The following is a 20,824-nucleotide window of genomic DNA, read 5'->3' on the forward strand; positions in this document are numbered from 1 at the left end:
AAAAAATCGCTGCATGTTTCAGCATTACTTACTAGTCGTACTACTGAATAGCATCTATTACCTGTAACAGGGAATCATCGGCCAGGTCATTTTCAATAAAGGTGTTCCACATGGCGTAAATGGAGGCATTCCATCCCTGATTGGATTTTCTTGGAATACCGGTTTGGGTATGGGTATGTTCGAAATAGGTGCCGCCAATGCGAAAATCCAGGGAAGCACGCCATTTGATTTCATCGAGAGCGTTAGGTGCATCGTGCAAATAGCTATTCAGTAAAAAAAGCATGTCGTACAAATACCAGGAACCACCCCATTGGTAGGAACCTTCCCCATACCACTTGTTTTTTTTGTCCTCGGAGGAATAGTATGCGAGTGGGGCGTAGTCGCCATTTGCCAGGCTGGTCACCTTGTAGCCATAGTCGGTCTTGGCATTTGCCACAATCGTTTGAAAATGGGCATGCACCGACTCCTCACGTAGAAGTGCTTTGCCAAAATACAGTTGTGCCAAGAGATCGCCGGTAAACACGTCTACAGCCAACAGGTCCTTTTTTCGACTTAGCGGAAAATAGCCTTTCTCGTCTTTGTACATCGATTGGTAATTGGAGATCGCCTTTGTGGAGGTAGTTTTGGGCTCCAGGCCCAAGGCTTCCGCAGCCATCAAGGCCACGGCCAATAAGCCCTGGTTGTAGGTGAGCACATCGTCTTCGTCAAACTCAACCATGTCGTACCAGGATTTAAGATTTTTTGTCGAATTTGTGTGCGCCGCATAATACCAGCCCTCCTGTGTACGTCCTTCAATATACGCCAGCGTTTTCCTTGCCGCTTCCAGATCGGGTTCGCTGCCTTCGAGTTTGGCCCGATACGTCCAAAGCATCAGAAATAGAGGGCGCTCGGCACCGGTAGTGAGCGCATTTGCTTCGTTTAGGTAGCATTGGTACCTATATTTGGCCGGCAAGATCATCGACTGCCAAAATGCATCCCGCGAATATTGCTTATTGGCATAAGCGATGCCGGGTACGACCCAGTAATCGCTATTGCCCGTTTCGTTTTTGCGCAACAACATGTAATTGGATGAGAAGGACGTGGCGCCGAAACGGTCCTTAAATCGGGGTTCCCAACGGGCCGCAATTGCAAGCAATACATCCTTTTGAAAGTCGTTGATGGTGGCTGCATTCGTTTCGAAAAGTATTCCCTCAAATACGTGCGGGTTGTTCTGATCCAGGGTATGGTAGTGTTCCTCAATTTTTACAACCGAAGGATCTGCTCCCCCTGGCTTGCCGTGGTCACCCGATGACAATTCGACCGAACGGTTGACAACATCGTAGGTTTGTGTCGTGTAATTGTCGTACAGGGCCGGTGTATTGCTGATCGCTACGTAGTAGGTTGCTGCGTCCTTTATGGCCAACATGGGGATGTCCTGTTTCACAAGCGTTTTAAACGAATGATCGGAGGGATCATGTGGGCTTTGCCGAAAGGTCTGGTTTTCGGTTACCGCCCCACTGTAGGCGTAGAGTTGCGCCTGATTGTTGGAACCGCTCGCTACCAGGCTCAGGTAGCAGGCAGTAGGGGCTTCGGAACGTGCCTTTATAGAAAAACGGTATTGTCCATCCATTTTTTCGAAGAGCGCTTCTACGGTAATTCGGTCTACCTCTTTTTCAAAAAAGAGTGGGACCTCCGGTAACCCCGAGAAACTGCCAATGGCGCTGGGCGCTTTGCCGGGCTGATGCAATACGACCGTCCATTCAATAGGGGATTGCTTGCATGACAGAAGGATACAAAAAAGCGATAAGTGAAACAAATACGTCAACTTGCACATAAAGGGTATAAATTGGAGTTATGAACTTGATTTATGGATCCGAATTCTTCGGCATTCGCGTCTACCTTTGATTGGTTGCTGCATGCAAAGCTCGCTTATCCAGGTCGGGAAGTCAGGCACTGCATCCGCAGTTTTTTGGCATAGCCGATGCCGGCTGTAGGTTATCCTTTCCCTACGAGGGTTTGTCGCCTGAATCATCAGAGGTGGTGAAAAACAACCGCTACTACGCTGCGACGTGTGGTCGTACCGCTGTTGTTCTCAATGCCCCAAAAATTTGTTCCTATCGGGTCTAGTCGCATGCATTTGGCAAAGTGCCGGGGCGAATCATTGGGCGGAAAAACCTTGCTAGACGCGAAGGGATGGATTGGGATTCGTGGAGCATGGGAAGTCAGGCGATTTTTCGGCGAAAACATCCAAAGAAAGGCTGATTGAATTAGCTTTGGTAATGGCTAATCCAATCAGCTTCATCCAATGGGTAGGGATTAATACCCGTCGTTTTGGGTCAGTCTTGCTCCGAAGTTCAGATCAATCTCTTCTTGCGGAATGGGCCAATACTTGTGGTGCTCCGCTATTGTTGGTCCTGCGATTGGATTGTATCGTTGTACCCGTTCCACGAGCTTGCCGAGGCGCATCAACGTTAGCAAGCGGAATTCTTCGGTAACCAATTCCCTGGCCCGTTCGTCCAGAATAAAATCGATATCTACATCCGATGCGGTAATCGGATTGGCCATTGCCCGGGCTCGAACGACATTGATGTCTGCAGCAGCGCCTTCGTTATCTCCTTTCCCCAATTTCGCTTCTGCCCGCAACAGGTAGGTTTCTGCCAATCGAAATACATAGAGATCCCGCCAATTTCTTCCCGTAAGCATGCCATCTGCGTGACCTTCCGGATGCCCTATTTTCTGAAAATAGGGAAAATACCGGAACAGGGAATCGGTGGGATCCTGTAATGAAACCAGTTTCTGTCCAAAATACTCGGAGTTGGGATTGTTGTACCAAAAGTCCCGTTTTATGTTATGCCGTGAGTTTCTCATGTCATTCCAATCATCCTGCCAAATCAGATTTGTCAGGTAGAAAGTGGGCCGAATCCATCCGGCCGGACGCCCCAGACTATCCGTTTCGGTCATGCCGGGACTACCGTTGGGATCTCTAAGTTGAAAATAGGCAGGTCCCCAGGCCCGTTGGGCCACATGGCCGGGCCACCTGGGGTGCGTTTCCGATCCTCCACCCGGCGTCGGCCATTCAAACTGAAGGACAAATAGGGCTTCTTTGTTTCCAGAGCTTCTATTTTGGTTTCCTATTCTGAAAAGGTCCCAATAGACATCACCGGCCTTATCGGTGTGCTGCCCAAAGCGCTCGGTCATCAACTCGTAATCCGAATTATCGATCACGCGTGAAGCAGCTGCTATGGCATCGTCCCAACGTTCGTTGGCAATGTACATTTCAGACAATAGGTGATCGGCAGCCGCCTTTGTCACAAAGCCATCGTAGGGGTGGCTCGCAGCGATTTGGTTGGATGCAAACTCGAGGTCGCTGACAATCAGATTCATCACCTCTGCTTTTGGCGCCCTAACAAAGCCGGTTTCCGGTTCTCTGGATTCTTCCACCACGAGGGGAACATCGCCGTATAAATATACCAGGATTCGGTAAGCGAAGGCGCGGAAAAACCTGGCCTGGCCTTCAATAGCCAATTTGTCTTCCGCGCTTACGGCGTCCGCAGTGGGCTCATGCAATCGGGTTAATATGGCATTGGCATCTTTTATGAGGGAGTAACTGGTGCGCCACCAGCGCATCGCCTGCGCATCCGTGGAGGTAATGAGGGAATAGTTATTGCGCATACCGCTGGTAAAGTTGCGAGATTGGTACCCATAATCGGTACCAAACCCTCCCGGAAGCACGAACCAATGCTGTCCATCGAGCGCTCCCCAAACTTCATTTCTCATTTTAGCATGCAGACCTATCACCGCAGATTCAAAGCCTTCTTTAGTGGTAAACAGGTTTTCCGGACTGACGAAGTCCAATGGAACCTCCGTCAGAAAATCGTCGTTGCAGGAAACGTTACCGAACGTAACAATGAACAGCGCTGCGACAATGTTGACTATTGATTTGGTCTTTTTCATCTTTGTATCTCCTTTAATTAAAATGTAATAGTAAAACCCAACACGTAGGATCTGAGCATTGGGAAATCGCCGATCGAAGTACCCATTTCCGGATCATATCCCGACCAGTTCGTCCACGTTGCCAGGTTTTTTCCGCTTGCAAAGAGGTTTAAATTCGTCAGCCGTAATTTATTGAGTAGCTGCTCTCCGAAATTATAAGAAAGCGAGACATCCTGTAATCGGATAAAACTGCGGTCCTCGTAAAAATTATGTGCTCTGGGCGCTGCGTAGTCAAGGGCTGGAAAGACTTCACTCGGATTGTTGGGCGTCCAGTAGTCCAGGGATACCGGAAGATTCAATCGGTCCGGGAAAAATGCATTGTACATGCGGTTGTTTTCTCCGATATAAAAATTGTTGCTTCCGCCACCTTGTATTGAGTTGAGGAAGACGAATAGATTAAACCGTTTGTAGGTGAAACTATTGGAAAGACTCCAACGGTAATTGGGCACCTTAAAACCAATGATGGAACGGTCTTCCGGCGTTATGTTCCCATCCGGTTGCATGACCAAATTTCCAGCTCCATCCAATCCGGCGATGTCCCGGAGGCGAACCATGCCCGGCTCATACCCCTCAAAGGGAATGTCCTCGTTCAACTGATAAATACCGTCCGTGGTATAGTCAAAAACGGCACCAAGGGACTCTCCAACAAACCAACTGTTGCCGATATCATCGTCCTCTATACCGTCCCCATTTGCATCGGAACCGTACAAGCTGACGATTTCATTTCGGTTTAGGGAAAAGGCAACACCCGAAGTCCATTCAAATTCGCCTCGTCGTACGTTTACCGATTTCAGGGCAACTTCCACTCCCCAATTGTTAATCTGACCTAGGTTGGTAACTACATTTCTAAAGCCATTGGTATTCGGTATTTGTCGCCTGAGGAGCATGTCTTCCGTTTGGGAATTGTAATAGTTGATGTCTCCGGACAACCGGCTGCCCAACATGTCAAAATCGATACCGGCGTTTACCGCTGTGGTGGTTTCCCAGCCAAGGCCACTATTTGCCATCGTACCTATGGAATTTCCGATGACCGTTCCTCCGCCATCACCAAAAAGATACAGGATATTTTCTACCTGAGCGAGTGATTGGTACCTGCCAATCGCCTGATTCCCGTTCCGACCATAACTCGCCCGGAGCTTAAGAAAATCGAAAAGTGAATTGTTCTTCAGAAAGTTTTCTTCGGATAGCACCCATCCGAGGGCCGCAGAGGGGAAACTCCCGTACTTGCTATTTTCCCCAAAGGCAGAGTAGCCGTCTCTACGGTAGGTTAGCGTCACCAGGTAGCGATGCATGAACTTGTAATTCACTCGACCCATGTAGGCAACGCTATTATCTTCACCCGCTCCGCTGGAATTTACTTGGGTCTCCCCAAGCCCAAGTCCATTGAAACCGAGGATTTCCTCATTGAATCCCTGAGCGGTTGAATTTGTCAGCTCTGACCTGCGATTTTCCCGGCTGAAAAGCAGGGTGGCGGACAGCGAATGGTCCCCAAAGGAACCGTTATAACTTAGAATATTATCAAAGGTCCAGGTACTTGCCTCGCGGTGATTTCGCTCGGCTCTGCCGTTACTGTTTAGCCCATCGACGGTCGTTCGTGGAAAAAACGAAAACTCCTTGTCCCAGTTTAGGTTGGTGTTGTAGTTCATCGTGTAGGTTAGCCCCGGAATCGACGGAACGTTTACAACGGCAGAAAACAAATTAAACAAGGACCTTCTGATGGATTCATTTTCCACATACAGCGGTATTCGCGGGTGTATGGCGAGGTTATCGTCCGTTGGCCGAAAATCGTATAAGCCAAGTTCTTCGTTCGCCCAATAGTTGCCATAAGGCGGTACATACAGGGCACTTTCCATCGCAACCGGTATGCCTGAAAAATCACTTTCCGCATAGGTGGTTTTCACTCCCAGACTAAGCCAGTCCGTAAGCTCGTTGTCGATATTGATTCGGAACGTATTTCGGCTGAATCTATCCCCCAGGGCCACACCTTCCTGGTCTGAAATCGAACCCGCAATGTAATAGCTGGTTTTATTGCTTCTCCCGCTCACACTGAGTTGATGCTCCTGAATGGTACCCATGCGGGTGGCATCGTCGAACCAGTTCGTCTCCCTATTATTCCGCAAATTCTCAACTTCCTTATCCGATAGGTAAGCCTCGATGTTATCCGGATTGGCTTCCAGACCTGCCGCTGCCCGAAAATCCAACGTCTTTTGTAGGTAAGCCTCGCCATCCAGCATGTCAATCGGGTTCGAAACCGTATTAAAACCAAAGTTTGATTGGAAGTTAAACTGGGGCTTTTCGCTCCTTCCTTCCTTCGAGGTAATGATCAGGACACCGTTGGCCGAACGGGATCCAAATACCGCGGCGGCGCTTGCGTCTTTTAAGACGTCGATTTTTTCGATGTCATTGACATTGAGATCGTTCAAGTTGCCATGAAAAATTACACCGTCCAGCACAATTAGCGGTGTGTTGTCGCCAGTGATGGAATTCTGCCCACGGATGCTAATGCTGGGATTTTCGCCGGGCTGCCCAACCGCGCCGATATTCAATCCAGGTACTTCCCCCTGAAGCGCTTGTAGGATATTTGTATTGGCAAGGTTGGACTTCTCGGAGACGCTTACGCTGGCGATGGAACCGGTAAGATCCGCTCTCCTTTCCGCACCATAACCCACCACGACCATTTCCTCCAGCTGGGTAACATCCGGTGTCAGTGCAACATTGATAATGCTCTGATTATTGATCGGAATTTCCTGTGGAATGTAGCCGATGGATGAAAAGACAATCGTTTCGGTGCCGGTGGTCACCGTCAATTGGTACTTACCATCGATGTCGGTAACCGTTCCGGTGGACGTGCCTTTTACGAGCACCGTTACACCCGGAATTCCTTCGTCTTCCTCCACACTGCTTACTTTACCGCTTACGTTAAACTCAATCGATGCTTCCCCACCCGGGTGCAAGGCATCGGGTTGTGGGGTTGTTAGGGGTATCGCTGGAGTCCCTTCCGTACCCGGGTAGGGCGCCGACGCGTCCTTCGGTGTTTCGTTTGGGGTATCCCTACTGCTCCCAAAACCGTCCGTTGGGAAATACAGGGTGGCCGGCTCGCCTTCCTGATTCAAGGCAGCTGACCGCTCCGCTTGAGTAATCGGATTTTTTAACGCATGCGTCTCTCCAGTTGCCGAAGATTCTGCGGATACACAAAAAATACGACCAACAAACAAAATAAACAAAAGTAAATTCGTACGAAGTACCGTTACTTGGGTAAATTGTATACAAGTTATCATAATTATTTTGGTTACTGTTTAATTTAATGATTATACGTCAAGATTTTTTGTTGATGATGGTACCACAAGACAATGCCTGCCAATCGTTTTTTCGATACAATCTACGTAATTATATAATGGGTAATTCCTTGTTTTTATAAACGATATACGAACTCGATACCCCGCTTAGGAATTTGTCGTGGTTTCGTCAACAATAAGCCGTAAGAAATTTTATTTTCGTTGGTTTTGGTCCATATTTCCTTTGTTTACGTCGTCTAAACCCTCCTCCTTACATTTTTTTCTATCCTGCTTATTCGTTCGATTTTGACAGGGTAGCACCAGCAATTCCGTTGATTTTGAATGCAATACCCCCCGTTCAGATCCCACCGCTGCCACCAGGGAGTCGCTACCGGATTTCGTTGGTTCCTGGTTTTATAAACCTCCTGTAAAAGGTAAATATAATGGCATTCGGAAGTATAAATAGCAAATACATTCAAGCCGTATTCCTTTCTATACAGCGCCTCAATCGGCACGGTGGAGATTTTCTTTTTTTCTTATATGTTGATTCAATGCATTTGCTTAATGTATAAACTAGCGACCTTTCTTGTATCGGTTCGATAAACCTAAAGATGGTTAACAAATATACACTGACAAAAAAAAAGGATGGATGCAAAAACCGACAATAAATATGCTAAAAAGGACAGCTTATACGGTTTTACGGCCCAACAGGTCAGTTGCCTGGGGTATTTTGGCACAATGGAGGTGTTTGCGTTTCTACTTGACTCCCCCGGATTTCTTGGGAAGTAATGGAAGCGTTCGGTTGGGGTCGCCTGGCTCACTGCTACCCAAGCGATCGGCAACGGGCTGCAGGAAAGAAGGCCGCCGGAAGGGGGGTATGGGTGATTTTGCAGAAGATCGTAAAGCAGCGTGGATAATGAGTGATTTATCATTCATTAAAATTGTCAAATGACGTTAACGAATGATCTGTTGTTCGAGGTATTGGTTATTCGACCAAATGGAAGTAGGATTGAATGAGAAAATAGGGAATATCGAAGCAGGCTAAAAAATTGAATGCCTATCCGCCTTTTGCGATGATGCGCTATGCAAAAACCAGGGAGGTCAGCTAAACACGAAAAAATAGTTTTCACTAAAAGACAACATGGTCTCCAACACTATTCCGGAAGGTACCATAAAATTGGATTTGACCGTTTTTCATTCCCCAGTCGCAGGGTTTTTGAGCCAACGGTTTCGTAACCGCAAAAACCTAACTTAATTTTTTTTGGCGAAAATATCCTGCGACTTGCCGATCCGTACTAACCAGGCGTACGTGACAAAAAAAGAAATTTACTTTTGAATCAACACCTAAACTATTTATATTGACTTGGTAAATCACAGCGCAGTGTTTTGTTGGATCGAGAGGTTTGCACACAAGAAGATAACTTAACATCCAATCAACACGATCATGTATACGCCCTCTTTTTCTCCCGCCCGTCTGTTATTTGCGATAATTTTCTTTTTTTTCTGCGGTTGTGACCTGCTCGACCCACCCGAAGGCGAACAGGGACCACAGGGCGAACAAGGACCACAAGGAGAACCTGGTCCACAAGGAACTCCCGGTCAGCAAGGAGCGCCAGGCGTACAGGGAGAAAAAGGAGATCCCGGGGAGGATGGCATTATAAAAATGATTGCAAAGGTAGTGACCCTTACCAACGATGACTATGCCAATGGCTTTTACGGCGTGATGACTACTACCGGGACGCTTTCCATGAATAACATATTCGCAAGGGTAGCCACAATTGATGATTCTGATATTAACGTGGATGTGTTAATCAATGGAATGGTGCTCGTTTACCTGCGAGTTCCGCTAGATGCCTCATTTTCAAAATCGAAGTGGACAGGTTTACCCTTCCACTTCGAAGGGTTGGCAGGTAGTGGCACCGTGTATAGCCGGAATTATTATTTTGGCTATTATCAAAATAAACTAGATATCAGCTATTATTTTGCCAGAAACTATGAAGGAACAATACCATCGGTGTATACTGTCACCGTACCCACCCAAACCTTCAGATATCTGATCATTAGCGGAAATGTAGCAGGAAGATTGGCAAATGCGCGGATTGACCTTACCAACATGGAAGCGGTTGAGGCCTTTTTATCCCGGTAAGCTACTACCCTTCTGAAATGATGCTTAAAATCCTCGATAGTCCCGGTAAATGCTGTTACCGGACCGGTATTGTTCACCACGACGTCACCGGCTGCGCCAACGAATAGATCCGAATCGTCGAACAATCCGTAGATACCCGTCGAACGGATAAGGGGTTCCAGCAGTATCTTACATTGTGTCCGGTTGCAAAGCGCTGACGCTGGTTCCGGTAGGGAAATGATTAGCCTATACACCAGATACCAATCAACGAATGAGCAGGGAGTATTTGAGCCCCTGGATGATACAAGGAAAGTTTGCTTCTGTTTTTTTGCTTTTTTACCCCCATCTTGAATAAATTCAAAATAGCCCATTAAAAGGGTAGCCTTTTTAGGACTCACCTAGACAACAAGCGCTTTACGTTTACCAATCAGCATGTGAAATAATGGCTGAATATCAGACCCTTAAATCGGGGTTTTATACCATCAAATTTGTTTATTTGGTTTTTTAGTTCAAAATTAGGCGTATGAAAAGCCTACTAATTCTATTTTTACTAGTACTTTCATTTTATTCCTGTGATCAATCCTCATCTGGGAATGAGAATGTGAATGGATTGGAGGTTTCCATTGATACGGTCATTATCGATACGGGAGAGGATTTTATCAACCTGCGTTCTGGGATTTATTTTTCGGGTCTCAGCAACGATGGAAAGTACCTTTTTAATTCAGGGGGAACAAGTCCTTACCTGGAAAGGATAAATCTGGAAACCTTGACGTTTGAAGAAAAGATGGATTTTGACGCGGACGGACCAAATGCATTTGGTGATTATGTGTATGGAGTAAGTGCTGATGTCAACAATAATTTAATCCTGACGAGTCATTTTTCCACAAGCATCTTCAATAGTAAAAAGCAAAAACTGAAAGAGTATCGTTTAATAGGACGAAATTTTGAAGGAGATCAATTAGTAAAAGGCGAACAATTCACCTCAAAAATTATTCCTACCAAGGATTATACTATATTTTTTGGCCTGGTGGAGAATTACGATACCGGAGAAATATTCTTTGCGATTTTAAACGAGGAAACGGATGTTTTAAGAAAAGTAAAGCTAAATGGATTTGAGAAGGCAAAAGATTTTACGGTAAGGTACCAGCAAGGGAGAGGGGCATCCGTTTCTCCCCAAAATACAGAAATTGTTCGATTGGGAGATAAACTGGTGATCACGAATCCCGTGTTTAGCAAAATAGCCGTATACGATTTAGTCGAGGAAAACTTGAACTATTACCCCTGCCTACCAACCCTAACGGCACCAGAAAAAGTAGGTACCTATACACGGGAGGTCAATTCAAGAGAAGAATTTGACATTCGAAAACTAGAGATTGGGAAAGAGGTCACCTTTTTACCCTTAATGAGCGATTCGACCAATAACCAGTATGTTAGGATTTCAATCGTAGGTCTACCAAAAATGAATGACAAAGGGCTGCCGGAAATGAATGACCACAACGTGTTTATCAGTATTCTCAATGATTCCTTTGAAGTGATCACAGAGGCAGAAGTAGCAGATGGTATTCGTAAACTTTTTTCGACGCCCATTCCCCAAAAACCATTTTTTAAGGATGGAAAGGTATGGCTCTATTTGAATGTGAATGATGAATTGGCCTTTGTTCGATTGGACCTGAATTCCTAGCTGTTTTTTACCACATTCTTGATTATTGAGAACAAACCCCGATTCCCAGCCACGATTCCTGCCAATAGGGGAGCAGCCATTTACCCGCCTTTGCTAGGCCTGTTCAAAAAAATAGTTTTTCTAAAGGAAACCTTCGGTAATTTTGTTGCAAGGCCCTCGGCTTTTGTGTCCCTGCAGCTCCCGAATACGATGGAACGATAAAGTTTCAAACCTTAAATCAGTAAATGTCATCTCACATGATGAAAATGGCAAAGGAACCCTGGTAATTGGAGCCATGCATCCTGGCATCTCCGAAGGGTTACAGCTATTGCAATCGAATCGCCCGCGGGCGCTCGGGGCATTTGTCGAGGATTACTTCCCCATTGGCAGCGGTGCCGACCGCGATCGTTTGCAGGCTGAGGCCGTTGGGAAATAATCGTGCAACTTCCTCCGCCGTACCACCGTTAGCCAACAGTTCCCGCGAAAGCCTGATTTCGATTTCCTGAAATACGGGAACGCGTTGGCAGGCCTCCGCCGAAGAGGTGTACAGTTCGCTGGTAACAAGCGTCGTGCTCAAAAGACCCGGTACCAGCGACTGCGGCCGAAACCCGCTTGATTCGGCGGTATACAGCGTGGTTTTGCTGCGCTCGCCGCTATCGCTCACTTCTACCTGCAGGGCCAGGTCCACGCCTTGCTGATCACTGCCGGGGACAATCCGCCCACCGTGCAGTCCGGTTTGCAGGTTGTTATCCAGGTTCAGCAACAGCCAATAGTCGTTTTTTCGTTCGGTAAACAGCCCATTCGTTCCGATAAGTACGGTCAACTCGCCCGCTTCGGACAGCCGGTTGAACACCATCGTTTTGTATAGGTCAAGGGATTTATCGGCTGTGGCAAAGCGTTCCCCCCTTTCGTCCAACAGGGACACGATGCGCCTTTGGGCATCGGCTACAGGAAAGAAAAGGTCCGCATAGCGGGTGCGCGCGATATCGCACTGCGCTACTTCCAGCGTTCTACTCGATGCCGAACTGCCGATACCAGACATAAGGTTGCCAAAATCATTAAAATCGACAAAGCCGCTGTTGCAAGCCACCCCATCATCTCCATTTGCATGGCAGAGGCCGAGAACGTGACCCAGTTCGTGGGCCAGCACCCGCTCCGTGTTTCGGTGAACCTCTCCAAGTGCGCTGGGAAAGAATTCCAGGTCGCCGATAAAGAAAAAAGGCCGGGTTCCGGAATTGGCAAACGCGATACCGTTGATCGGACTGTCCGTGCCATCGGCATTGACAAAGGACCGAACAGCGAGACCGGTTACTCCGGTAGGCTGGGCATTCCAGTGGTTGTCGCTCAGGATGGCCAGTTCTTCGATTTCCGGCGTGAGTGCGGTATTGTTCACCACGACGTCACCGGCTACGCCAATGGAGAGATCCGGATCGTCGAACAATCCGAAAGTGGCCGTCGAACCGATGACGGGTCCCAGCAGGATCTTACACTGTGTCCAGTTGCAAAGCCCTGCCCGCAGGTGCCGGTTTAGCAGCACCTCCCCAAAGTTCTCCTCGCAAAGTAGCGAAGGATCGTCAATGGAAGGGGCTCCGTTCAGGGCATTCCACTTCACCTGTAGCATGCGGAAAGGAACTTCTTCCGGCAAGATGGACGGGAGCCGTAAATCGTCCGAACAATCCGGACAGCCGGCAGGGGGACTGCCACAGTTGCTGCCGAGCAGCAGGGCCACCATACCCAGGCAGGAACGGAGGCGTGTTACGATTTTGTGTAGCATGATAGGGGGTTGATAAATTGCCTTGCTTCCCGCGTCCCGAAAAAAAGTAGTCCATCCATTTTTAAAAAAACTACCTGCCGCCGGGTTCTTTCGTACCAAACCGCTAAAAGGTAGAAAAAATTTGCTAAAAAACCAATATTACCCCATAAAAAGGGCCTTTACGCGGGGAACAGGGTGGTTACCGCTTGTCCCGATTTATCGGGAAGACCCGTACCTGTCTCGTACGGGATCCCTTGCTTGGGTCAGCTGTGGGATCAAAATAGACGGGCCCTACGACTTTTCCACCTGTCAACCTTTCGGATTACTTGCGATATACATGGGCACTGCAGCAAATCATTTTTCTTTAAACGCAGAAAGCCGGTAGGAAAGTAGTTCGTTTGAACAATTCTACAGGTAAACAGGATACATAAGTAAGAAGCGACGTCAAAACGCCTCCCTCCAGCCCCCTCCTGTTTTGAGGAGGGGAGAGCGAGGCTGGTACCATTACGGCATGGGTAGTCCACCTGCATGCATCCGACGAAGCGGTTGATCCGGTCTTCCAGGTATATCAAGAGCCGCAACTAAAACTTAGATTCTGGTGGCCAATTGGGGTTTTCTGTTTCGTCTTCTCCGATTGCACCGGGCAGATGGGACCATAGGACCTCGGGCGTATCTTTGGAGGGGATGCTGACCTCTACGACAAAATTCTCATTCGGGGTTTGCCTGATCTCCTCCAGTATGGTCCGTAGCTCATCGACCGTACCTGCTTTTCTGCCAATACCACCCATCGCATCGGGTATTTTGCTGTAGTTCCACCGTGGAATTTCGTTGTACGAATAGTTTGCATCCAACAAGTTATCGGAATAATCGACCGGAGGCTTTCGAAAGGGGTTGGGGTTTACCAGGTATTGTTCGATCCCGTAAATCCCATTTACCAAGACGAATACGACGGTGTTTTGACCATTCGCATGGTGTTCTGCAACAGCCTGGCAGGTCTCATGAAAGGCACCATCGCCCACCGCTACCATCACGCGCTTGTTGGGTACGGCAAACTTTACCCCTGTAGCCGCCGCTACGGAGTAGCCGATCGCCAACCAGGCAGCCTGGGCCACGAAGCCGTTTCTCTCGGGAATGGTTAGACCTTGTGCCCCGATCAAGGGAAATCCGGCATCTACCACAAGAACGGTGTCTTTTTCCTGGTTGATGTAGGTCTCCAATTCTTTGAAAAACGGCGTGTAGCCCATGCCCTTATCGCTCGTCTCAACCAGGGACAGCCGCTTTAGCGCCGGATGGATGCCTGTTAAATTCAGTGTATGTGCGGTTTTAAATGCCTCGGTAAGGGCTACGATAAACGTTTTTAGATCCACCAAGGGGAAAAACTCCGAACCTACAAACACCCCATCGTGTGCAGCCATAATGGTTCGGTCACTTCTGATATTTTGATTTTCCGTATCCTTGCCAACGGTCCAGGCACCGATGCCGATGATCACGCCCTCATCGCCGACCAGTGCATTGATTTGATCTTTTGTCAGGGTGACACAGCCGTCAAAATAGGGATGGTCTTCCGCGATACAGGACTTGCCCAGTGCTGAGGTGACAAAGTGAATCCGCTCATTAGGCTGGGCATGTTGGTCATTGGTCACCTTAAGAAGCTCCAGGAATTCTTCCTGCAAGCCCAGGCGTTGCAACTCAATACCAGCCCAAAAGATAGATTTTGGCCTGCTCCTGATCAATTTCATGGCAGCTGCTATGGCATTGCTTGCTTCACTTACGGTCACGATACGTCCTTTTCCAGAGCTCAATGTTCCTTTCGGTGCATTACACGGCGCACGCCATACGTCTTCCGTCACTTCCAGGTAAACGGGTCGGCCGTGCGTAAGCAATGCGGTTAGTACCGAGTCGATTTGAAAGGGTGCCTGGGCAGCATTGGTGATGCGCTCGGCAGCCACCGTAATCGGTCTAAACATGTGGATGTCAATAAATTCGTAGCCGGTAGTATGCGAATACAGAAGTCCCACATTTTTTTCATTGCTGTCTTCCTTATTCGTGGGCGCTCCGTTGATCAGCAAGATCGGTACTTTTTCTACGAAGCTTCCTGCAATCGTATTGAGCCCGGTGAAGGGGCCTACACTATAGGTCACGTATACGGCACTGGGCTTTCCTTTGACGCGCGCGTAGCCATCGGCAGCAAACCCTGCCGTGATCTCATTGGAGTTATTGATTATTTTGATTGGAGAATCGCAATCGGCAAGGATGGTGTCGAGCAATGGGGCGGTATAATTTCCGGCCACGCCAAACATATACGCTATTCCAAGCTCCTCCATACGGGATTTTAGGTAACCCGCCACCGTCGTTTCGGTATTCATGTGTCTATAATTTGGTTTTTAATGGTCACATGCCTGTCCCGATACTAAATCGGGAGGATCTTTGACGATTAAAATAATCATTGCCCTGTGTGTTTAATGATGAATTTAATCGTGTCGATTTCATGTCCGTGATTTGGTTAAAAGCTGTTCAAAAAAAGATACGGTCCCAGAAGCCGGCCATTGTTCCTGGTCCGAATCCGGTCGGCTACCAGGAGCGATCCGGGAATCCGGAAAGGGATCGGTTGCTGAGACCGTTTCATGGGGCTTAGGGTAAGTCGTAATGCGTCAAGGCAGTGCCATGGGAAACGCCATCTGCTTTGAGGCTTTGCCGAACATTCTCGCGCGCTTTTGAGGGATCGATTTCTTTGAACTCCTGAAAATCTGGATCGATATACGTTTTAATTTGCTCAAGGCTGTTCTTTTTGTAGAAACTACTGACAGCTGCTTCGGGGGTCTTCCCGGTTTTCTCCTGGAATACGTCGCTGTACGCATTCAATCCCCATTTTTTGAGCATAAGGTTGGCCGAACGCAGCGAACCTTCTACCCAGCCCTGATAATCCGAAAAGGCTTCATTGCAGGTATATACATTCGGTAAGGGTTCCGTGAGTAGTTCCTGCGTTTTATCGTCTTCGGCATGCAAAGCCCATTGGTGTACACCGTATCCAAATCTTTCGCTGGCTTCTTTATCGATAACGGTACTTCCGGCCCAAATACGGGCACTGGTCAAGACAGGCTGAGGAATGTAGGTCACATTGAACACTTTCTTAAAGTACTCAGTCGCCTTTTCTACCACCTTCTGCGAAGCGGCAAAGACTACCTGATGCTCTTTTTTGTTTTCTTCTTCCTGCATAGCCGACGTGAAAAGCGGTCCATTCTTTTGCAAGGCCAGCCAGTAATTGATATTCATGTAATCGCAGTAAATGGTCAGTGCTGCCGGTTTCTGAGATTTACGCTCATTGATTTCATCGATCTTTTGCTGAATATCTTCCGGAATCGGTTGATTGTGCGCTTTCATGTATTGCTGATATTCCAGGGCCGCAGCCAATGCATCGTCTACCGCATAGAATGGGTAAATGGAACCGACGGGTAAATCGGCAAAATTAGGACCGAATTCGACCGCTCCTTTTTCTACCAGCGTCTCGTTACACCACCAGGCTTTTGGGTAATACAAATTGATTTTGAGTAAGGGCTGGTTAGTGGCCGTTTGAAGGGTGTTCCACAATTCATCCGATTTGCTTTTGTCCAGTACATTGAACGTATTGGACCGGATGAACAGCGTCTCCAATGCCAGTCTGGGTAGCGCCAGAATCACCTTCGCTCCCTGAATCTGTCCCCTTTTTTCCTCCTGACTATGTTTATTGGTGATTGTGTAATCCAGCGTGTAGCCCTCCTCGTCGGATTGGTTCAGACTGGTAACGGTGGTGTTCAGGAATATGGACTTTTTGCTTAGTTGCGCTGCAAGGGCATTTGGTAAGGTGCTGAAGCCTTCACTCAAGGTGCGAAATTGTGGATCGGCCGGAAATTCTTTCAGCAATTGGTAGGCAACTCCGCCGTTCATTTGAGAAAGGAATGTGCCATTGAATCCGGAGGATTGATACACCATGGTAATGGCCTCATTGCTGTAGCCCATGTCTGCAAAGAGGTTCCATAGCGACCAGTCTTTCATGGTCAGCCCCTCCCATTGGCAGCCGATGCGGAAGTCTTGCCAATAGGCCGGCCCCTTGCGGTCTTCCGCCGTTGGGTATTTGGCCGTAAAATCCGGATTGGCAGCCAATATCTGATTGTAAACGCTATTGATAATCTCCGAGGGGCTCAGGGCAATTTCCTGCTCGGTAAGATTGTACAGTTGGGGCCAGGTACTGTTTGCTTCCTTTTGTTTAAAAGGAACTCCTCTGAAGTACAATCGATTGTTTCCGCCACTTTGCATGGGAAAAGGAACGATCTGCCTGGCGATAAGCTCCTCTCCCGGATTGGGTTCACCGCTCTCGTTGGCGGTTGGCAGTGTCATAAACAGTGCCATCAGGTTATCCATGCTGTCAAACGTAAAGCGCATGCCGCCTTCTTCCTCTTTGACCGTGGCCCCCTCAAATTGGATCAGGTCGGAGTCCAGTCTCCCTCCCGTACGATTGAGTTTTTCAAGAATTACGATTTCCTCGGGTGAATACCCTTTCTCGTTGATCAACCGCCAGGCCGTATACAGACCCGCCATACCGGCTCCTACAATCACCACGGGGGCTTTTTTTGGTACCTGGTGCCCTTCGGGGTGTTTTAGATTATTGACTTTAAAGTGTGCCATTTTTTTTTCTGATTGGGGTTTATAAAAATACGGTGGATTAGACGACCTTTTGTAAGGTATTGATGCTGACATGCGGCCAGTCAATGCCAAAGAAGTTGAGAATGACGGTCTGGGTATATTGGAGCCGCAAAATCGGATCACCGTTCGAATCGGTATCCGCTAATTCCTGTATCCAAAACGTAGCCGTCATCCTGCTGGCATCTGCCTGCCGTTTGATAAACGGAATATTGGAAATGCCACCGGACTCAATGGTGGAATCAAACATCAGCTCGGTGGTTTTTACAATAGCGACTCCCTCGTTCGCTTTGGCAAGCAAGTCGTTCGGAATGGTAGGGTCGAAAACACCCTGAAAAAGGTTTTCATGAAAATGCTTATACGGAGCCAGGTAGGGGTTATCGAGCTTTTGAAAACCTATTGGTAAGCCGCTTTCCTGAGGAATTGTCGGAGCACCGTCGATTGTTCGGGCCTTTCCTAACGCCAACACCGAATTCCCGTGCGGGATGGAACCAAGTCTGGCGATGTCAAAACCAGTGGTAGCCAGGTTGGTCAGGTGTAAAAATAAGCCCGGCTCGTGGTGTATGGGTAGGTCTGATGGACCTGCTTCTCCGCTTTCCGGAAAGTCCATGGCTGCGATTTGGGTAATGGATTGATCGTAATCCAGCGTGGCCACGAACTGATCCGTATTTTCCGGTTCATTGAGGTCCACGCCTCGATTTGGAACGCCCTTATCCACTAGTCCAAACTGGTGTTTCTCATTGTATTGATTGAGCAGCAGCCGGTAGTTTAGCGAAGATCCTTCCTTTATGAAGGGAAGCGCGATCATGTTCCAACCATGACCGGCCAGATGGGGTACGTTTGACCAAACACCGGTTAATTGTTTAAGGGGACCGAGCGCGTCTTCGTCAGCCGGAGCATGAGTTAAGGTTCTACCCTCGGCGAGCATTTCCTTGAAATTTTTTGTGGTAAGCATAAAGGTTAGCGTTAAAGTGAATGATGAAAAATAAATATAAGCTTAGGTTTAATGGCTTCGGTTAACAGGTGTTTTTCCTGTTCTGGTATAAAATTGGCTTTTCGGATACCGCCTTTTTACAGGTGGGTTTTAGTTTCCACTTATTGAAAATGTCATTTGCCGCATCGGGTGGTCGCACCGATCGCTTTCGCAGGCGGTAGGCGGATAGTATTTTCGAAACAGCTCATCGCCTTCTGGTTTGGGTGGGGCGGACGCTAGCGCAGCCTTTTTCTCCCAAGTTTTGCCCAGCATTTTTTAAATGTAATCAAATATATTTAATTTGCATACCTAAAAGAGCATATAAGAATAGATTATAGGGACGGGGTTCCTTTTTTCAGTTGTTTGTTCGTTGCTGTATAAAACCAGTTTGTAGGTAAATGGCATGGAACAGAGATACGCTACTCCAGTATAGGTAGCAACAGTATCTGGCAGAATTGGGCGTGTCTGCCGTGAAGGAGCGGCGTTTTTCTGAAATATTAAGAATAATAGATTGATTACTTTTTGATCCCGACTCGCTTTGCTACCCGGGACATGCGCTGCCGCAAAAAGTATTGACAACAAAAAAGTTTCCGGTATTTTGGAGAAATTTGATCATGGGTCTATTTCAATTGACTACTCAAGTGAGCTGTTTTCGAGAATATTCATTAAAGCGGTATTGAGGTAAAGTTTTTCCTTTCCGACTTTTTTGGATTTCAAAAACCCTTCCTCTTCCAGGGCACTCAGGTAGTTGCCTACTGTCTTGGGAGTACCCAATCCTATATTAATCAACGATTGTCGTTTGGTATAGGGGAGTCTGAAAATAACTTCGACCAGGTCTTTGGAATAGACTTTTGGGAGTTTGGCCCGAATAGCGTCAGCAGTCTTTTCCAACAATTGTGTCACCTGATCCAATCTTTTCAGCCCGTGGTTCGCCGTCTTTTCGACCATTTCCAGCATGTAAAGGATAAAGCTCTCCCAATCCCCCTGCTCGGTAACTTCTCGTAGATGGTGGTAGTACTCGTTTTTGTGTTGAATGATATACTCACTGAGATAAATTGCCGGAATTTCGAGTAGCCCACTTTGATTCAGGAACAGCAATAGTAAGATTCTTCCAGTACGTCCATTGCCATCAGCAAAGGGGTGGATCGCTTCAAACTGATAGTGCATCAAAGCCATCCTGATCAGCGGGTCAACGAAATCCTCTTCGTTGATAAATTTTTCCCAGTTGGCCAGTTTTTCGCGAATCAACTGCTCTCCGGTGGGAGGGGTATAGATTACCTCACCGAAAGGATTAGATAAAGTAATGCCTGGGGTGTTTCGAATCCCTGTTGTATTTCCTTTAATCTTCTGTACCAATTCTATGCATAGGTTGGTGGTGATAAATGGTTTGGATTTCATTCGATCCAAACCCAGCCAAAGAGCTTCTTTGTAGCGTAGGACTTCTTTGGTTTCTGGACTTTCAAATTTTTTATCAGCTATTAGTGCCTGGTACAAGTCATCATTAGTGGTGATGATATTTTCTATCGCAGAACTCGCCTTAGCTTCCTGCAGATGTATCGTGTCGAGAAAAAGTGTCGGATTAGGTAAGTTCCGGATGGCACCATTCATTTGAGCCAAAGCCCGACTGGCTGATATGGTTTTTAGCAAGATACTTTTAGTCTCCAAATCCACTTTTGGAGGAAGTAGGGGGAGATCGTTGTATGGAATAGTTCTGTCAAACATAATCAGCTACAAGGGTAAAATTTACATGCGTATGCAATACAAGGGTAAATTTATTGATTTTTTACACTCATCTGGAAAAAGGAAGAAAATTTTACCCTCATTTCTACCATGAAATTTTGGAATCAAGATTCACCTGCTACGAAACTGGGGTTATATGGTCATTATCAAATATTTGCAATGAGTACCATCTCGTTTTTTATGAAGATTTAAGAGGAAAGTAATTTGGAAAATTAGGTGAATGCAAATGTTAAAGGGTCTCATTTTTGGTGGACCCATCGTTTGACAGGTACCATCTCGGCGGGTTGGCTTTCCCGCAAGGGGACCGAGGGGCGGCGTAGGGAAAATCCCATTTTACCCATTTTTAAAAAGAGGGAATTTTTTTTCGGTAATTGGATAGTACGGGTTGTAATCCAAAGCAAGTAGCTGTTTTAGGTGGATGAATAAACGTTTAAAAATTACCTTTCCACCTTAACGAGTTTCCTATGGCCAGGACAAAATCCCTGATATTTCGCCCCTGATTAAAAAATAAAACACCTAATAAATTTATTTTCAATAAGATAGTATTTTATTCAGCAGAGGAGGAGAGGACTGAGCGTTAAAAAACAGTCCGGTAGGACGGAGCGAAAAGAATTAGTCGCTTAGGACAAATTCAGCGACGGGCCGGGTT

10 protein-coding genes are annotated in these 20,824 nt (G+C 47.2%); 2 read left to right on the forward strand and 8 right to left on the reverse strand.

Annotated features, from left to right (window positions below; translation table 11 throughout):
- Nucleotides 1-40: 40 nt before the first annotated feature.
- The 3 genes from BMW71_RS22045 to BMW71_RS22055 all read right to left on the reverse strand — a co-directional run bounded on the left by BMW71_RS22045 (nucleotide 41) and on the right by BMW71_RS22055 (nucleotide 7,250).
- A complete protein-coding gene (locus BMW71_RS22045; protein ID WP_143057732.1) occupies nucleotides 41-1,813 on the reverse strand; it encodes a hypothetical protein in 1,773 nt (590 codons plus the stop codon).
- Between the two features lie 482 nt (nucleotides 1,814-2,295).
- Nucleotides 2,296-3,933, reverse strand: coding sequence for a RagB/SusD family nutrient uptake outer membrane protein (locus tag BMW71_RS22050; protein ID WP_092178698.1), 1,638 nt, complete (start codon nucleotides 3,931-3,933; stop codon nucleotides 2,296-2,298).
- 17 nt (nucleotides 3,934-3,950) lie between these two features.
- Nucleotides 3,951-7,250 (reverse strand): SusC/RagA family TonB-linked outer membrane protein, encoded by a 3,300-nt coding sequence (locus BMW71_RS22055; RefSeq protein WP_092178699.1) that lies wholly within the window; start codon nucleotides 7,248-7,250, stop codon nucleotides 3,951-3,953.
- A 1,441-nt stretch (nucleotides 7,251-8,691) separates the two neighbouring features.
- Between BMW71_RS22055 and BMW71_RS24050 the strand changes: the two genes are divergently transcribed.
- Together BMW71_RS24050 and BMW71_RS22065 are read left to right on the forward strand one after the other, a co-directional pair.
- Complete coding sequence (locus BMW71_RS24050; protein WP_092178700.1) at nucleotides 8,692-9,393, forward strand: collagen-like triple helix repeat-containing protein; 702 nt, start codon at nucleotides 8,692-8,694, stop codon at nucleotides 9,391-9,393.
- A gap of 502 nt (nucleotides 9,394-9,895) precedes the next feature.
- On the forward strand, nucleotides 9,896-11,053 hold the full coding sequence (locus BMW71_RS22065) for a DUF4221 family protein (RefSeq protein ID WP_092178701.1): 1,158 nt from the start codon (nucleotides 9,896-9,898) through the stop codon (nucleotides 11,051-11,053).
- A 304-nt stretch (nucleotides 11,054-11,357) separates the two neighbouring features.
- Here the strand turns inward: BMW71_RS22065 and BMW71_RS22075 are convergent, their stop codons facing one another.
- The 5 genes from BMW71_RS22075 to BMW71_RS22100 all read right to left on the reverse strand — a co-directional run bounded on the left by BMW71_RS22075 (nucleotide 11,358) and on the right by BMW71_RS22100 (nucleotide 20,157).
- Nucleotides 11,358-12,806 carry a zinc metalloprotease gene (locus tag BMW71_RS22075; RefSeq protein ID WP_092178703.1) on the reverse strand — a complete coding sequence of 483 codons (1,449 nt, stop codon included), beginning with the start codon at nucleotides 12,804-12,806 and terminating at the stop codon, nucleotides 11,358-11,360.
- Between the two features lie 560 nt (nucleotides 12,807-13,366).
- Nucleotides 13,367-15,151 carry an alpha-keto acid decarboxylase family protein gene (locus tag BMW71_RS22085; RefSeq protein ID WP_092178705.1) on the reverse strand — a complete coding sequence of 595 codons (1,785 nt, stop codon included), beginning with the start codon at nucleotides 15,149-15,151 and terminating at the stop codon, nucleotides 13,367-13,369.
- A 265-nt stretch (nucleotides 15,152-15,416) separates the two neighbouring features.
- On the reverse strand, nucleotides 15,417-17,447 hold the full coding sequence (locus tag BMW71_RS22090) for a flavin monoamine oxidase family protein (protein ID WP_177179737.1): 2,031 nt from the start codon (nucleotides 17,445-17,447) through the stop codon (nucleotides 15,417-15,419).
- 37 nt (nucleotides 17,448-17,484) lie between these two features.
- Complete coding sequence (locus BMW71_RS22095) at nucleotides 17,485-18,417, reverse strand: heme-binding protein (protein WP_092178707.1); 933 nt, start codon at nucleotides 18,415-18,417, stop codon at nucleotides 17,485-17,487.
- A 651-nt stretch (nucleotides 18,418-19,068) separates the two neighbouring features.
- Nucleotides 19,069-20,157, reverse strand: a complete 1,089-nt coding sequence (locus tag BMW71_RS22100; protein ID WP_244891279.1) for a Fic family protein — start codon at nucleotides 20,155-20,157, stop codon at nucleotides 19,069-19,071.
- Nucleotides 20,158-20,824 lie beyond the last annotated feature (667 nt).

Origin of the sequence: Cyclobacterium xiamenense, assembly GCF_900109255.1 — a bacterium.
GTDB classification, from domain to species: Bacteria; Bacteroidota; Bacteroidia; order Cytophagales; family Cyclobacteriaceae; genus Cyclobacterium; species Cyclobacterium xiamenense.

Bases quoted from the DNA above. Each gene is read 5' to 3' on its own strand.
- BMW71_RS22045 (WP_143057732.1), bottom strand. From the start codon at position 1,813: ATGTGCAAGTTGACGTATTTGTTTCACTTATCGCTTTTTTGTATCCTT.
- BMW71_RS22050 (WP_092178698.1), bottom strand. From the start codon at position 3,933: ATGAAAAAGACCAAATCAATAGTCAACATTGTCGCAGCGCTGTTCATT.
- BMW71_RS22055 (WP_092178699.1), bottom strand. From the start codon at position 7,250: ATGATAACTTGTATACAATTTACCCAAGTAACGGTACTTCGTACGAAT.
- BMW71_RS24050 (WP_092178700.1), top strand. From the start codon at position 8,692: ATGTATACGCCCTCTTTTTCTCCCGCCCGTCTGTTATTTGCGATAATT.
- BMW71_RS22065 (WP_092178701.1), top strand. From the start codon at position 9,896: ATGAAAAGCCTACTAATTCTATTTTTACTAGTACTTTCATTTTATTCC.
- BMW71_RS22075 (WP_092178703.1), bottom strand. From the start codon at position 12,806: ATGCTACACAAAATCGTAACACGCCTCCGTTCCTGCCTGGGTATGGTG.
- BMW71_RS22085 (WP_092178705.1), bottom strand. From the start codon at position 15,151: ATGAATACCGAAACGACGGTGGCGGGTTACCTAAAATCCCGTATGGAG.
- BMW71_RS22090 (WP_177179737.1), bottom strand. From the start codon at position 17,447: ATGGCACACTTTAAAGTCAATAATCTAAAACACCCCGAAGGGCACCAG.
- BMW71_RS22095 (WP_092178707.1), bottom strand. From the start codon at position 18,417: ATGCTTACCACAAAAAATTTCAAGGAAATGCTCGCCGAGGGTAGAACC.
- BMW71_RS22100 (WP_244891279.1), bottom strand. From the start codon at position 20,157: ATGTTTGACAGAACTATTCCATACAACGATCTCCCCCTACTTCCTCCA.